At 67.8% G+C, this 15437-nt stretch carries 13 protein-coding genes and 1 riboswitch; of the genes, 7 read left to right on the top strand and 6 right to left on the bottom strand.

All coding sequences use genetic code 11. The features are described 5' to 3' along the window. The first annotated feature begins 211 nt into the window (after window positions 1-211). The 5 genes from Q8M82_RS09465 (at window position 212) to Q8M82_RS09445 (ending at window position 7452) form a co-directional block, all read left to right on the top strand. A complete protein-coding gene (locus tag Q8M82_RS09465; RefSeq protein ID WP_305691112.1) occupies window positions 212-2062 on the top strand; it encodes a glycoside hydrolase family 2 protein in 1851 nt (616 codons plus the stop codon). Window positions 2063-2142: 80 nt separating this feature from the next. Next, window positions 2143-3123 carry a TRAP transporter substrate-binding protein gene (locus Q8M82_RS09460; protein ID WP_305691111.1) on the top strand — a complete coding sequence of 327 codons (981 nt, stop codon included), beginning with the start codon at window positions 2143-2145 and terminating at the stop codon, window positions 3121-3123. 77 nt (window positions 3124-3200) lie between these two features. Beyond that, complete coding sequence (locus tag Q8M82_RS09455) at window positions 3201-3707, top strand: TRAP transporter small permease (RefSeq protein ID WP_305691110.1); 507 nt, start codon at window positions 3201-3203, stop codon at window positions 3705-3707. Between the two features lie 6 nt (window positions 3708-3713). Beyond that, entirely contained in the window at window positions 3714-5024 is a 1311-nt protein-coding gene (locus Q8M82_RS09450) for a TRAP transporter large permease (protein ID WP_305691109.1), read from the top strand. 10 nt (window positions 5025-5034) lie between these two features. Further along, window positions 5035-7452: a glycoside hydrolase family 31 protein gene (locus Q8M82_RS09445; RefSeq protein ID WP_305691108.1), complete on the top strand. Its 2418-nt coding sequence runs from the start codon at window positions 5035-5037 to the stop codon at window positions 7450-7452. On the opposite strand, the gene Q8M82_RS09440 is transcribed toward Q8M82_RS09445, so the two are convergent. From Q8M82_RS09440 to Q8M82_RS09415, 6 genes are all read right to left on the bottom strand, one after another. Then, window positions 7442-8278, bottom strand: a complete 837-nt coding sequence (locus tag Q8M82_RS09440) for a hypothetical protein (RefSeq protein WP_305691107.1) — start codon at window positions 8276-8278, stop codon at window positions 7442-7444. The two genes, Q8M82_RS09445 and Q8M82_RS09440, sit on opposite strands and share 11 nt — an antisense overlap. Window positions 8279-8484: 206 nt before the next feature. Beyond that, window positions 8485-9111, bottom strand: a complete 627-nt coding sequence (locus Q8M82_RS09435; RefSeq protein ID WP_305691106.1) for a ferric reductase-like transmembrane domain-containing protein — start codon at window positions 9109-9111, stop codon at window positions 8485-8487. 5 nt (window positions 9112-9116) lie between these two features. Further along, window positions 9117-9617, bottom strand: a complete 501-nt coding sequence (locus tag Q8M82_RS09430; RefSeq protein ID WP_305691105.1) for a peptidase associated/transthyretin-like domain-containing protein — start codon at window positions 9615-9617, stop codon at window positions 9117-9119. A 422-nt stretch (window positions 9618-10039) separates the two neighbouring features. Next, entirely contained in the window at window positions 10040-10546 is a 507-nt protein-coding gene (locus Q8M82_RS09425; RefSeq protein WP_305691104.1) for a GNAT family N-acetyltransferase, read from the bottom strand. A 349-nt stretch (window positions 10547-10895) separates the two neighbouring features. Then, window positions 10896-12218 carry a hypothetical protein gene (locus Q8M82_RS09420; protein ID WP_305691103.1) on the bottom strand — a complete coding sequence of 441 codons (1323 nt, stop codon included), beginning with the start codon at window positions 12216-12218 and terminating at the stop codon, window positions 10896-10898. 152 nt (window positions 12219-12370) lie between these two features. Next, window positions 12371-12958 carry a Fur family transcriptional regulator gene (locus tag Q8M82_RS09415; protein ID WP_305691102.1) on the bottom strand — a complete coding sequence of 196 codons (588 nt, stop codon included), beginning with the start codon at window positions 12956-12958 and terminating at the stop codon, window positions 12371-12373. Here Q8M82_RS09415 and Q8M82_RS09410 point away from each other — a divergent pair. Together Q8M82_RS09410 and Q8M82_RS09405 are read left to right on the top strand one after the other, a co-directional pair. Further along, complete coding sequence (locus Q8M82_RS09410) at window positions 12957-14186, top strand: GTP-binding protein (protein WP_305691101.1); 1230 nt, start codon at window positions 12957-12959, stop codon at window positions 14184-14186. The genes Q8M82_RS09415 and Q8M82_RS09410 overlap by 2 nt on opposite strands. Window positions 14187-14255: 69 nt before the next feature. Continuing rightward, window positions 14256-15131 (top strand): (2Fe-2S) ferredoxin domain-containing protein, encoded by an 876-nt coding sequence (locus tag Q8M82_RS09405; protein ID WP_305691100.1) that lies wholly within the window; start codon window positions 14256-14258, stop codon window positions 15129-15131. Beyond that, window positions 15087-15294: riboswitch (cobalamin riboswitch) on the top strand. Its footprint overlaps the gene before it by 45 nt. Window positions 15295-15437: the final 143 nt, after the last annotated feature.

The following is a 15437-nucleotide window of genomic DNA, read 5'->3' as shown; positions in this document are numbered from 1 at the left end:
TCGCGATCGAGACGCCGGCGCGGCGCGCCACCATGGCGATCGAGACCGGGCGCGCGCCGCCCGACTTGCTGGTCACGTGATCGCTCAAAGCCTGCGACGCCTTCCGGACTTCGGCCCGCTTCATGACGGGGTCGGCGCATGGTTGCCAGAAAGGCGGCGCTTGTCTAGGATTGAGGAAATCGTTTTCCTTCTAAAAAGACGTGTCATCGGGATGGACGCCAAGGTCGAGATGATCGCTGCCGGCGGCGACGGCGGGCTCGTGCTCCAACCGGGGCACGATCCCTATCACCATCTCCATGACGAGGCTTATGCCGCTCCCTTCTCGGAGGGGCGCGTCGGCTGGCGTGATCTGATCAGCGTCGCCGGCCGCAGGCTCGAATCGCTCGACGGCACCTGGAACTTCGTGCTCGACATGCATGACGAGGGGCTGCGCCAGCGCTGGTTCGAGGACGCGCCCGATCCGATCGGCGGCTGGACGACCCCGCGTGACTACGACGACGGCGCCTGGCAGACCACGACCGTTCCCTCCTGCTGGAACGTGATGCGCCCGGAATGGACCTATTTCGAGGGCGGCGCCTGGTACACCCGTGAAGTGGCCTTCGCGCCGGGCCGGGCCGGGGAGCGCGTGTTCCTGCGCGTCGGCGCGGCCAATTACGAGGCGCGCGTCTTCCTCAACGGCGTCTTCATCGGCAGCCATCGCGGCGGCTCCACGCCGTTCTTCATCGAATTGACCGGGCATCTGGCGGCGGGCGCGAACCGGCTGCAGATCAATGTCGACAACCGGCGCCGGCCCGAGCGCGTGCCGATGAACCATACCGACTGGTTCAATTATGGCGGCCTCTACCGCGAGGTCGGGCTGCTGCGTGTGCCGGCGGTATTCATCCGCGATTTCGGGGTCGCGCTCGTCCCAGGCTCGCAGGGCCGGCGCATCGCCGTCGACGTCACGCTCTCCGGGCCGGCCAGCGGCACGGCGCGGCTGCGCATCGACGGGCTGGCGGAGGATGTCGCGATCCCGGTGTCGGAGGGCGTCGGCCGGATCGAATTCGACGCGGCGCCCGAGCTCTGGAGCCCGGCCCGCCCGAAGCTCTATCCGGTGCGCCTGTCCTTCGGCGAGGACGAGGTCGCCGACAGCGTCGGCTTCCGCGAGATCCGGGTCGAGGGCCAGCGCATCCTGCTCAACGGCGAGGACATCTTCCTGCGCGGCATCTGCGTCCACGAGGACGACCGCGACCTCGGCAAGGTTTCGACCGAGGCCGACATCCGCCGCCGCTTTGCCGATGCCAAGGCGCTCAACGCCAATTTCCTGCGGCTGTCGCATTATCCACATCACGAACTCGCTGCGCGGATCGCCGACGAGGTCGGGCTCCTGCTCTGGGAGGAGGTGCCGGTCTACTGGGCGATCGATTTCGCCAATCCCGACACCTTCGCCGACGCCGACAACCAGCTGCGCGAGATGATCCGCCGCGATCGCAACCGCGCCAGCATCGTGATCTGGGGCGTCGGCAACGAGAATGCCGACACCGATGCGCGGCTCGCCTTCATGAGCGGGCTCGCCGCCTCTTGCCGCGAGATGGACCCGACCCGCCTCGTCTCCGCGGCCTGCCTGATCAACCGTGAGCATTTCCGCGTCGAGGACAGGCTCTCGGAGGCGCTCGACGTGATCGGGCTCAACGAATATTTCGGCTGGTACGAGCCCTCGCTCGACGGGTTGAAGAGGCTCTTCGCCAATTCCGACCTCGACAAGCCGCTGGTCATCACCGAGACGGGCGCCGACGCCGTCGCCGGGCGGGAGGGGCGGCCGGGCGAACTCTTCGGCGAGACCCATCAGGCCGATCTCTACGAGCGCCAGCTCGATCTGGTCGAGAGCGCGCCCTATGTGCGCGGCTTCTGCCCATGGATTCTCTACGATTTCCGGACCGAGCGGCGGCAGACCGCTTATCAGCGCGGCTGGAACCTCAAGGGCCTGATCGCCGCCGACAAGACCACCCGGAAGAAAGCCTTCACCACCCTTTCGGAGCGCTATTCCGAACTGGCGCAGCAGCAGACCCCTGCTGGGGCATGAACCGCACGGCGTCGAGACCGGACAGGCCCGGCCGAGACCACGAAACCCCACAACCAGAACACGACGCGGAGGACACGCAGATGAGCACCACACGACGCACCATCCTGATCGCCGGCCTGGCCGCCGCCGCGCTCGCGGCCGCCCCCATGGCGCAGGCCAAGACCACGCTGCGCCTCGGTCACGGTCTCGCCAAGGGCCACCCGGTCGACGTGTCCCTCGAACTCTTCGCCAAGCTCGTCGCCGAGCGCTCGAAGGGCGACATCGAGATCAAGGTCTTCCCGGCCGGCCAGCTCGGCCAGCAGCGCGAACTCCTGGAGCAGCTCCAGGCCGGCGCGCTCGACTTCGCCCATGCCAACGCGTCGCCGCTGGCGGCGTTCGAGCCCGCCTTCGGCGTGTTCGACACGCCTTTCCTGTTCCGCGACAAGGACCATTTCTTCAAGGTCGTGGACGGGCCGATCGGTCGCGAGATCCTCGATGCCGGCAAGGCCAAGGCGCTGCTCGGCCTCGCCTATCAGGACAACGGCACGCGCTCCTTCTACGCCAAGAAGGCGATCCGGACGCCCGAGGACCTGAAGGGCCTGAAGATCCGCGTCCAGCCCGGCCCGATCACGACCCGCATGGTCAACCTGCTGGGAGCCGCCGCGACGCCGCTGGCCTGGGGCGAGCTCTACACCGCGCTGCAGTCGGGCGTTGTCGACGGGGCCGAGAACAACGTCACCGCGCTGACGCTGGCCAAGCATGGCGAGGTGATGAAGTTCTATTCGCGCAACGAGCACACCCGCGTGCCCGACGTCGTGCTCGCCTCCGGCGTCACCTTCGGCAAGCTGAAGCCCGAGCAGCAGGAACTGGTCCGCCAGGCGGCGCTCGATTCCTCCAAGGCCCATAACGAGAACTGGCAGAAGGAACTCGACAAGGCCGAAGGCGACGCCGTCAAGATGGGCGTGACCTTCGTCGAGGCCGACAAGCCGGCGTTCCGCAAGGCCGTCCAGCCGATGTACGACGACCTCAAGGCCGTGCCGGCTGTCGCCGCGCTCGCCGAGAAGATCCAGGCTCTGCAGTAAGCCGACAGGCGCGTCCTCCCTTCTCCCGGGGCGGGAGAGGGGAGGATCGCGCGCCGCTCTCCCGGTCAGGTCCCGCCATGCTCCACCGCATCCACCGCACGCTCGACGTCTTCGTTCTGGCCCTCGCCGTGCCGATGACGCTCGTCATGCTCGCCTGCGTGGTCTGGCAGGTTGTCGGGCGCTATTTCCTGAACTCGTCGACGTCCTTCACCGACGAACTCTCGCGCTTCCTGTTCATCTGGGTCAGCCTGCTCGGCGCCGCCTATGTGCTGGGCAAGCGCGGACACATCGCCATCACGGGCCTGATCGACATGGCGCCGCGCGGCGTCCGTCGCGGCTTCGACATCCTGATCGCCGGGCTGGTCATCGTCTTCGCGCTCGTCGTGCTGGTCTGGGGCGGCTGGCTTCTGGTCGAGCGCAATCTGCGGCTCGGCCAGGTCTCGCCGGCGATGCTGCTCCCGGTGGCCTATGTCTACGCCATCATCCCGCTCTCGGGCCTGCTGACCGCGATCTACGCGGTGCTGGTGGTCTGCGAGGTCGCCAGCGGTCAGGAGATCGCGGCCAAGGAGGTCTCGCTCGACTGAGCGGGCATGACCGGCATGGAAGCTTCTCCCGCCCTCATCCTGTCCGTCGCCTTCATCGGGCTGATGGCCATCGGCGTCCCGATCAGCCACGCCACGGGCCTGGCCGCGATCGCGGCGCTGCTCTCGATCATGCCGCCCTTGCCGGCCTTGTCCGTCACCGCGCAGCGCATCGCGACCGGGCTCGATTCCTTCGCGCTGCTCGCCATCCCGTTCTTCTTCATGGCGGGCTCGATCATGAACCGGGGCGGCATCGCGCGGCGCCTGATCGACTGCGCCAAGGTCTTCGTCGGCTGGATGCCCGGCGCGCTGGCGCAGATCACCATCCTCGCGAACATGATGTTCGGCACGGTCTCCGGCTCGGCCGTCGCCGCCGCATCGGCCATCGGCGGCACCATGCAGCCGCTGAAGGACAAGGCGGGCTACGATCCGGCTTTCTCGGCGGCGGTGAACATCTCCTCCTGCCCGACGGGCCTGCTGATCCCGCCCTCGGGGGCTTTCATCGTCTATTCGCTGGTTTCCGGCGGCACCTCGATCGCGGCGCTGTTCCTGGCCGGCTACATCCCCGGCATCCTGATGGGCCTGTCCGTGATGATTCCGGTCTGGTTCATGGCCAAGCGGCGCGGCTACCTGCCGATGGCGCCGCTGCCGCTGCGCGAGAAGGTCTCGGCCGTGCTGAGCGCGCTGCCCAGCCTCGGGCTGATCGTTCTCGTCATCGGCGGCATCGTCGGCGGCATCTTCACCGCGACCGAGGGATCCGCCATTGCGGTGGTCTATTCGCTGGTCCTGGCGGCGATCTATCGCGAGCTGAAATTCGGCGATCTCTACCGCATCCTCGTCGACACGATCGAGGCCACCGCGGTGGTTTCGCTGATGATCGGCACCTCGCTCGCCATGGCCTATGTCATGTCGCTGGCCGGCATCCCGCAGCTGATCGGCGACTGGATCACCGCCATCTCCGACAACAAATATGTCGCGCTGATGCTGGTGAACGTTGTCCTGCTGCTGATGGGCACCTTCCTCGACCTCACCCCCGGCATCCTGATCTTCACGCCGATCTTCCTCCCCGTGCTGACGCAGCTCGGCGTCGATCCCGTGCATTTCGGCGTCATCCTGGTCTTCAACATGTGCCTGGGCATCGTCTCGCCGCCGACCGGCAGCGCCCTCTTCATCGGCTGCGCCATCGCCAAGGTGTCGATCGAGAAGGTCACGCGGCCGCTGATCCCGATCTTCCTGTCGAGCACCTTCGCGCTGCTCGTCGTCACCTATGTGCCGGCGCTGTCACTCTGGCTGCCGCGCCTGTTCGGCTTCATCAAGTAAGGCTTCATCCATGCATCCGCTGACCGGGGCGAGGCTCGCCGGAACCGGCACGAGCCATGTCGATCTCGCGCTGGAGGCGGGCTACTCCGCCCGTCTCTATTTGCTCGACGCACATCTCGCGCGCCTGCTGATCACACGGCCGGGTGGGCTTGTGATGCCGAGGACCTGGTCGATCTCGCCGGAGATCGCCTGGACCGGCGACCCGGACCCGATCGACGGACGCGACCGGCTCGACGTCTCCGGCTTCCCCGGCGAGCCCTTCTCGATCGAGGAGGACGAGGCCGCGATCACGGTCGAGACGGCGCGGCTGCGCGTGCGGATCCGCCGGTCGCCCCTGATGCTGGACTGGCAGCTCCGCTCCGCCCCCGATGCCCCTTTCGAATCCGTGCTGAAGGACCGGCCGAGCCACGCCTATGCCTTCGACCGCCGCTCGAACCGTTTCCGGCACTATCTCGTCCGCGACGAGCGCGAGCGCTTCTACGGCTTCGGCGACAAGTCCGGCGACGCCGACAAGCATGGCCGGCGGCTCGCCATGGGGGCGACCGACCCGCTCGGCTACGATGCCGGCCGCTCGGACCCGCTCTACAAGCACATCCCCTGGTCGGTGACGGTGCGGCCCGACCGTGGCGGGCAGGCCGTCGGGCTGTTCTACGACAACCTCGCGCGCGGCGCCTTCGACCTCGGCCAGGAGCTCGACGCCTATCACGACCTGTTCCGCTCCTTCGAAGCCTGCGACGGCGATCTGGACCTCTATGTCGTGCTGGGCCCGGGCCTCGGCGACGTGGTCAAGCGCTTCACGGCCCTGACCGGGCGCGCCGCCTTTCCGCCGCGCTGGACGATTCCGTATTCCGGCTCGACCATGTCCTACACCGACGCGCCCGACGCCTCAGACAAGCTCGTCGGCTTCCTCGATCTGCTGGCGCGGCACGGCATTCCCTGCGGCTCCTTCCAGATGTCGTCCGGCTACACGCTGGTCGGTGACAAGCGCTGCGTCTTCACCTGGAACCGCGACCGCTTTCCCGATCCGAAGGCGGTGACCGCCCGGTTCAGGGACGCGCAGGTCGAGCTCGTCGCCAACATCAAGCCGGCCTTGCTGCTGGAGCATCCGCGCTTCGCCGAGGTCGAGGCTTTCGGTGGCTTCGTGCGCGACAGCGAGGACCCGTCGAAGCCGCATGTGACGCAGTTCTGGGGCGGCCCGGCGGCCTATCTCGACTTCACCAACCCGAAGACCAGTGCCTGGTGGTCGACCCAGGTGAAGGAGCAGCTGATCGACTACGGCATCAACTCGACCTGGAACGACAACAACGAGTTCGAGATCTGGGACGAGGCTGCGCTCTGCGATCTCTCCGGCCACAAGGCGACGATCGCGACATTACGGCCGGTCCAGACCAATCTGATGATGCGCGCCTCCGCCATCGCGCAGACGGCGGCCGCGCCCGGCACGCGCCCCTATCTCATCTCGCGCTCCGGCGGGCCTGGCATGCAGCGCTATGTCCAGACCTGGAGCGGCGACAACCGCACCAATTGGGAGACGCTGCGCTGGAACCTGCGCATGGGCCATGGTTTCTCGCTCTCGGGGCTGGCCAATTTCGGCCATGACATCGGCGGCTTCGCCGGCCCCAAGCCTGAGCCCGAATTGTTCCTGCGCTGGATCGAGCAGGGCATCTTCTGGCCGCGCTTCACGATCCATTCCTGGAACGACGATGGCAGCGCCAATGAGCCCTGGATGTATCCTGAGCTGCTGCCGCAGATCCGGGCGTGCCTGGCGTTCCGCGAGCGCCTGACGCCGCTGTTCTATGATCTGCTCTGGCGGATGCATCGCGATCACGAGCCGATCCTGCGGCCCCTGACGCTCGATTTCCCCGACCAGGCCGAAAGCTACACCGAGGAAGACGCCTTCCTGCTCGGCGAGCGGCTCCTCGTCGCGCCGGTGCTCGACAAGGGCGCGACGCAGCGCGCGGTCTGGCTGCCCGCCTGTGCGGAAGGCTGGTTTGATCTCTGGACCGGCGCGCCCCATCCCGGCGGCCGGACGGTGACGGTCGAAGCGCCGCCGGGGCGTTGCCCGGCCTTCCTGCGCGGCGGCTCGATCCTGCCGCTCGGACCCGCGCTGTCGACCGAAATCGGACCGCTGACGCTGCGCCTCGCCCTGGCCGACGGCGAAACCGCCCGGCTTGACTTCTATGATGACGACGGGGCGAGCGTGCTCGAGCCGCCGCTGACGCCGCCCTGCCTGCTCACGGTCGTGGCCGAAAAGCGCGACGGCGTCGCGACGGTCGCTGTCTCGCTCGCCGGCACGAGGGCGCCGCGCTGGCGCGAGCTGCGCTTCGAGGATGCGGCCGGCCGGCCGATCGCAGTGCGTCTGCGTGGCGGTGGGATGAGAGAGGTGCTGCCGCTGCCCGAGGGCCTGGCAGCGTCCGTCACCGGCTGACGAGCACCGGCCTCGGCATGGTGTACTTCGCAACGAGGCATCGCAGCGCCTCGACGATGTCGCGATCGCCGCAGGTCAGGATCAGCAGCCAGATCTCGCCTGAGGTCTGGAGCAGCAGTTCCTCCAGTTGCTCATACTCCAGTTCGGTAAAGTCAAAGCCGATCCCGGTGGGGCTCGCCCGGTTGCCGACCTGAAACGCGCTCAGGCGCGCGGCGATGGCGGTGAGTGGGGCCACGATGTCCGGATGCTGCGTCAGGTGCCTGGCGAGCATCGCGCCTTCGGCGGCCAGCGACAGGATGCGTCCGAGCAGGATGTGCCGGTTCAGCCCGCTCATTGATGTCAGGCTGTCGCTGAACCGGGGTGTGAAGCACGCTCTGCGCGACGATGTGACGCTGGGTCCGGCGCCGCTGAGGGGTGCTCTCTCGGGCGGCAACGGCATGAAATATTCGAGATCGCAGGCGACGCCGCTGCACCACACCCTCTGAGAGCTGATTTCGACGGCGATGATTCGGCCCGTCGCCGAGCGCAACTCGGCGGGTTCGGCGTCGTAATATCCGTTCGTCTCGAGCAGCCACTGGCGCCGGTCGCGCTGCGCGCTGCTCAGGGCCGAGCCGGTGGCCAGCAGTTCCTTGCCCTGGATTTCCGGCCAAACCCGCTCGATTAACCGCAGATAGCCGGCATTCGCGGACAGATATCGCGATCCGCTCACGCCCGCGGTCGAGAGGCAGGCCGGCGCGTCCGCGAGTTGCACGAGATCGGCGGTGAGCTTGCGGGTCGAGAACATCGAGCGCTCCATCCAGTGCGCGTTCGGCATGATCGCGATCATATTATTCTGTATCAGGCCGTTCTGCAGAAATTTTATGTCTCAGGCGCGGCGCGTGGGCCGGCGTCGCGGACGCTCCGTTGACGCGTCACGGGAACGCGCCGGGTTTCGGCCGAGCAGCAGACGCGCACCCTCGCGCAAACGCTGCCCCCGAAGGTCTGGCTGGCCGGACGCAGGCCCAGTGGCCGCCAAGCCTCCCGCGCCGGCGTCTACCGCAGGTGGCTGGACCGGCGACGGGAGGTGATCAGGGTCCAGGCGCGCAGGTCGAGGATGACCTTGGCCGTCGCCAGCAGCACCAGCAGGCCGAACGCCGCCTTCGACAGCGGCTCCATCGTCCCGTCGACCAGCCAGGCATGGACGACGCTGCCGATGACGATCACGACCGCGAGCAGCGTATGACCGATGCGCCAGATCCGCGGTGAGAGTCGCCTGCGCGTCTTCAGGGCCGCGAGCGCAGCCGCGGCGAAGGCGGCCCACATCGCGACGACGCCCCAGGCGGAAAAGGGCGTGGGGGAGGCAAACAGCAGGGCGTCGATCACGTCTGGCGCGCTCGTCAGCCACAGCCCCGCGACATGGAGACCGATCAGCGCGAGGAGGGCGATGCCCAGCCAGGCATGGACGCGGCGGCCACGCCGCGCCTGCAGCGCGGGCAGATACCCCCCGGCCAGCAGCGGCTGAACGAGCAGCAGCGCCAATGCGAGCATGCCGGCGAAGCTCGACGCGATATAGACGCCATCGCGCCAGGCGAGCAGGGGACTCGCCGCGGCGAGACCGATCGGGATCCCCGCGACGACCGCAAGCCCGAGCCAGACAAGAAACCTTCGGACGGACGGCAAGCCGCTCAGGCCGGTTGGAGCACGAAATGGGCGCTGAGGCTGGTGTCGCGCGAGCGAGCCATCACGGGCCGCAGGAAGACCGTCTTGAAGCCGTCTCCCTCATAGGCGAGATGGCCATGCGCTTGCCCGAAGGCCGGAATGATCTGGGGCATCTCCAGCCGGAAGGTCCCATCCGCGGCGGTCAGCGTGGCGCCGTGGCTGTGGCGGTCGTTTTCGCGCCCCTCCGTGGTATGCGCCCAGATCTGGATGCGGACCCCGGGCAGGGGCGCCCCGTCGCCCGCCCGGCGCACGGTGCCTGTCATCCAGAAGCCGCCGCCACCGATGCGGCCGACGATCGGCGCGCCGGGGATGTAGTTGTTGGCGCCGCCCGGCATCGTCGGCGTGGGGGCGAGGCCCTGCGCCCGGGCGGGCAGCAGCAGACCGGGCCCTCCCGTCAGGAGCGCCGCCCCGGCGAGGGTAGCGCCGCCCGCGAGAACGGCGCGGCGTGTCGGTCGATCATGGCTCAAGGCGCAGTCTCCGCGGTTCCGTGGCGATGACAGGTGGAGGCGCGTGGGCCCTCGGAAAGCTCCGAGCCCTCCGGCTGCGCGACCTGCTTCGGCATCCTGTCCATAAAGGTGGCGGCCGGCGGGCAGGCAAGGGTGGCTGCCGGCCCCGAACGACCTCTGCCGGGCGACCGCAACGCGTGGGCGAGGGCCGAATGCGTCGCGAATCCAGAGACTTGCGGGCTTACCGTCACAGAAGCGCCGCTGGCGCTGACCCCACTTCACAAATTCGAGCGTGGCCGTTGTTCACCGATCGATCGGGCCTCTTGCCGGAGGGAGCATGCGCCGTCCAAGGGGCGCTCCCTACCAAGAAGGGTCTCGCCGTCGCGGCTTGTCGACACCACCCCGGTTGCCCGTTCGCCGGCAGGGCCTGGGTGCCCGCGCGCTCACGCGATCGGCTTTTGAAACCAGGTCGAGCTGATCCAGACCCCGCGCTTACGGGCGTATTCCCGAAAGGTGCCGACTTCCTCGAAGCCGCATTTGCGGTGCAGGGCATTGGATGCCGGATTGGGTTGCGCGACGCCGGCGACCGCCAGATGCACCTCTTCCGTTCTCAGGATGTCGAAGAGCGCGGCATAGAGCCTCGCGCCCAGCCCGGCACCATGACAGTGCGGCTGCAGATAGATGCTGGTTTCGACGGTCGTATCGAAGGCGGGCGTTGGTCGATAGCGGCTGCTGTAGGTGCAGCCGAGGAGCCCCGTCTCGTCTTCGGCGACGAGGAGGCGATAGCGGCCGGCGCCGTAACCCTCAAACCAGGATCGACGCCCCTCGACCGTCTGCAGTTCGGTCGTGAACAGGGCGTTGGTATGCTCGATATAGTGATTGGCGAGTGCGACCAGGGCCGGAAGGTCGCTCTCGCGCGCATCCCTGATCGAAACGGAGCGTGGTGTCATGGCTGTCGCACGGTCCCCCCGGTCGGATCTCAGGACGCCCCCGGGGCGCCGAGCGTCAGGATGCGCTGCGCGACCGATTCCGCAAGCGCGGCCTCATGCGTGACCATGAGAAGCCCGAGACGTCGTCGGGACGACGGTCGAGCAGCCCCGGCCCGAGCCCGAAGCGCGCCATGCCGGTGCTGCTTGGTGCGAGGGCCTGTGTGGCGCCATTGGCGGCGGCAATGGTGGCAGCGAGCTGAGCCTGCTCAGAGAAAGCCCGAGGAGACGCAAGGACCAGCAAGACCCGCAGCCGTGCAAGGCTGCGGGCTGGCGATGCTTGGACGCTTGTCCCGCACAACGCGGCCTGTCGTCAGCCGCCGGATGCGCCGCCGGCGATCACGGTGGGCTTGCCGCCGACCGGCAGATCGAGTCCCTGCTTCAGCGTGTCGAGATTGTATTCGCGGATGCGGCCGTTCTCCGGGTCGCTGACGAAGGCGAGGCCGCCCTGGACCGCGAGGTTGGGCGTCGGCGTTGAGGCGCCAAAGGCGCAATCGAAGGCGGGCACGGCTTCGAAGCTCGCGACCTCGGTCCAGTCCGGGGCGACGTCATAGATGCGCAGCTTGCCGTCCGCAGTCAGATTGGCGACACGCTTGCCCGTGGCCGAGACTTCGAACTGGCAGGCGCCCTGATTTCCGGGAACAGCGAAGACATCGCCGGCGGTGAGGGCCTTGGCCGCGGGGTCGATCCGGATCAGCGCGTCATAGGGTGATTTCAGGCCGTAATTGCCGATCAGATAGCGGCCCGCCCCGCCCTTGATCGTGCTGGTCCGGCGTTCATCGGGATAAGCGAGCTTGCGCGCGCTCCAGCCCTTGCCCTGGCGGGCGAGGATGAGCACGCCGCCATCGGTCCCGTCATTGCAGCCGAAGGCATGGACGTTCTTGATCGCCGCATGGCCATGGAACAGCTTGCAGGAGGCCTCCGCCTTGGTCTGATCGTTGAAGGAGGCGAGCGTCTTCCATGCCTCGGGCTTGCCCTTTGCGGCGACGATCTCGAACCCGTTCGGACGCGAACTGGCGCTCTTGTCGTCACCCTTGGCATAGGCGTGGTTCGGGACCGACAAGAGGAGTTCGCCCCGCCCGAGGGGGACCGCGATGCCGTGCTGCGGAGCGGGGCTCTTCCAGATGACGGGCTTGGCCTGCTCGGCGGAGAGGTCCTTCAGCGAGAGCAGCACCACCTTCGGGTCGCTCCTACGCAGCCAGGGTCGATCACCGTCATAGAAGAGCGCGACCTGGCCGTGGCCCGAGACCACATGGGCGGGCTTGTCGCCGGTCAGCGTCAGATCCAGCAGCTTCGGCGAGAGCTTCTCGATGTCGTCGTGATCGCCATGCGATTCCCTGACGAGACCGCTGTCGAGAAAGCGGATCGTGCCCTGGTCGTCGCCTGTCTTGACGACGAGATAGCGGCCATCCCCAACGGGGGCGAAACCGGCATTCGGCTTCGGCAGATCGAAGGAATGGGTCACCTCGCCACTGTCGAGGTCGAGAATGCGGACGACCGCCTTCTCGTGATCGCTGAAGACGAGGCGCCCGCGCAGCACGGCATGGTCATGGGCCGAGGCCAGGCCGCCGGTGAGGATCGTGGCGGAACAGGCGAGGGCGAGCGTGGAGGGGTGGGCAAAAGCGCGTCTGGTCATGCGTCGATATCCAGCTTTACGGTGATGTTATAATATTGCATCTATGGCTGTAGGTGGGAAGCGCGGCGTCAGGGCGTGGGCGCATCGGCCAAGCCCACCTGATGCATGGCGATCCCGGCCATGGCGCCGTCGGATGTAAAAACGAAGGTGGATCAGCCGCGCCGGTTCGGATTCGCCAAGGCGCTGCGGCAGTCTTCGCATTCGCCCTGTAGCTCGATGCTGTGCCCGCGACTGCGGAAGCCATGCGCGTCGGCGGTGGCCGCCAGCGACCGGGTCATGCCGGGCAGGACGGCCTCGTCGACATCGCCGCAGCACTGGCAGATCATGAAGACCAGCGTCTCGTCCTGCGCGCGGTCGCGATCGCGCGCGACGAAGGCGTTCTGTGTGGCCAGGCGATGGACGATGCCGATCTCGATCAGGAAATCGAGGCTGCGATAGACGGAGATGGGCGAAACACGCCGGCTCGGCGTGCTCAGCCTCTCGACGATCTCATAGGCCTTCAGAGGTCGCGGCGCGCCGGCGAAAATCGCCAGCACCTCCCGCCGGAGCGTTGTCAGCGCGCGGCCCGTCGCGGCGCATTGCGCCAGCGCGCTCGTAGACAGCTTGTCGGGGAACGCTTCCGGCAGCGCTGCGCCGTGATCGCCATGAACCATCGCCACATTCGAAGCCACCTCGACAGTTGACAATGTTGTAATGTTATACTGTAACACAATTGAATTCAATCTCGGACGGGCCCTCATGACATCCGACGCTCTCCTCCTCGACCGCCGCCTGCCGGTGACCGTGCTCTCCGGCTTTCTCGGCGCCGGCAAGACGACGCTGCTCAACCACATCCTCAACAACCGCGAGGGCAAGCGCGTCGCGGTGATCGTCAACGACATGAGCGAGGTCAACATCGACGCCGACCTCGTGCGCGAGGGTGGGGCAGGCCTGTCGCAGACCGAAGAGAAGCTCGTCGAGATGAGCAATGGCTGCATCTGCTGCACGCTGCGCGACGATCTTTTGAGCGAGGTGCGCCGGCTCGCCGCCGAGAAACGCTTCGACTACCTGCTGATCGAGGGCACGGGTATCGCCGAGCCGCTGCCGATCGCCGCGACCTTCTCCTTCCGCGACGAGGACGACCGGTCGCTCGACGATGTCGCACGGCTCGACACGATGGTCACGGTGGTCGACGCGCTGAACCTGCTGGCCGATTACGACAGCCGCGACTTCCTGGCCGATCGCGGCGAGACGGCAGGCGAGGGGGATGGCCGCACGCTGGTCGATCTCCTGGTCGAGCAGATCGAGTTCGCCGATGTCGTGGTCATCAACAAGATCGGCGAGGCCACGCCGCAGCAGCGCGAGCAGGTTCGCCAGGTCGTGCGCGGGCTGAACGCCGACGCGCGCATCGTCGAAGCCGATTTCGGCCGGGTGCCGCTGGCCGCCGTGCTCGACACGAAGCTCTACAGCGAGGAGCGCTCGCAGGAGCACCCGCTCTGGCACAAGGAATTGTTCGGCTTCAAGGACCACGTCCCGGAGACCGAGGAATACGGCATCCGCTCCTTCGTCTACCGGGCGCGGCGTCCCTTCCACCCCCGCAAGCTCTACCACCTGTTGGAACAGCGCCTGCCCGGCGTGATCCGCGCCAAGGGGCATTTCTGGCTGGCGACGCGGCCGCGCTGGGTCGGCGAATATTCGCTCGCGGGCCGCATCACCCGCACCGAGGGCATGGGCAGCTGGTGGGCCGCGGTGCCCAGGGAGCGCTGGCCGCGCTCGGAGGAGTTCGCCTCGCTGATGCGCAGGCACTGGTCGCCGACCTGGGGCGACCGGCGGCAGGAACTGGTCTTCATCGGCACGCAGGAGATGGACGAGGCCGCCATCCGCGCCATGCTCGATGCCTGCCTGACCGGCAGCCCCGCCACGGGCATGACGCAGGCCCTGCTCGGGCTCGAGGACCCGTTCCCCGCCTGGGACCGGCAGGCGGCGTGAGCCGGCGATGCCCTGCGCGTGTCTGGCCGCTTGCCGGTCCTGCCCCTTTCGGTGAGTGTGCCGGCCACGATGCGACCTGATCACCAGGCTCTCAGACAACCGGCCGGTCTCGGTCGCGCGATCGTCCTGATCGCGCGCTCGGCGATCGCGGCGGTGCCGATCGCGGAAATGGAGCGGCTGCGGAGCCTTGCCGCTGCGCGCGCGGACGGCGCCTGGGTCGCCTATGCCTTCACCGAGCAGGGCACGCCTTCGCTGCGGGACGTCGTGCTCGGGCTCCTGGGCGAGCCGGTTTCCGAGATCCTGTTCGTCCCGCTGCTGCTGCCGATGGAGCCGTCCTTCGCCGCCTGGCTGACCAGGACGCTGCAGCGATGGCGGGCCGAGCATCCCGGGCCCTGGCCGGTGTTGCGGATCGGCGCCGGCCTCAGCCAGGGCAGCGCTGTGGCCGATGTGCTGTCAGAGCAGATCCACGCGGCCGGAGTCGCCGCGCCGGTTGCCCATCTCCAGAAAGCGACCCAGGCGGGTTCGCTCGTGCCGCCCCAGAAGCGCCGCGTCCTGGTCTGTCAGGGCGGCCCCTGCATGGCGGCCGGCGCGGATGTGATCTGGGGCCATCTGCGCAACGAGCAGGCGCGGCAGAACCTGCGCGAGGCTGGCGAGGGCACGATGAGCGCCAAGACGAGCTGCCTCGGGCCCTGCAATCTCGCGCCCGTCATCCAGGTCTGGCCTGAGGGCACCGTCTATGGCGGCGTCGATGAAGCCGGGGTCGATGCCATCATCGCCGAGCATCTGCTGGAAGGCCGCATCGTGGCGCGGCTGGCCTATGCGCCCACCGGCCGCAAGCAGATGCTGAGACCGTCGGCGCCCTCGGTCGACGGCGCGATTGACGGATTGTCGCAGCCCGCTACAGTCGATTCCGATCACGGTTCTTCGGAGTCGATCCGAAGCTAAGAGGGAATCCGGTGAGGCGTCTCGAGACGCCGATGCCGGGGCTGCCCCCGCAACTGTAAGCGGCGAGCCGCTGCCGAAACGACCACTGGCCATCCGGCCGGGAAGGTCAGGCAGAGGGTTACGACCCGCGAGCCAGGAGACCTGCCGCGATCGAGAAACGGTCTGACGGGCGGGGTGTCCTGGCGGGTCGCGATCGGTCGCTGCGCGCCGTTGGCGTTGCAGGCTCCGCGCGCGTCCTCATGCTCCCCGCCATCATCACGGGGAAGCGATGATGGATTTTCGCAACACAGCAGCCAAAGCATGGAC

The organism is Allobosea sp. (assembly GCF_030694325.1).
Classification (GTDB): domain Bacteria; phylum Pseudomonadota; class Alphaproteobacteria; order Rhizobiales; family Beijerinckiaceae; genus Allobosea.
The sequence above is the reverse complement of the archived record's forward strand: the minus strand, read 5'-3'. Positions and strand labels throughout refer to the sequence as shown.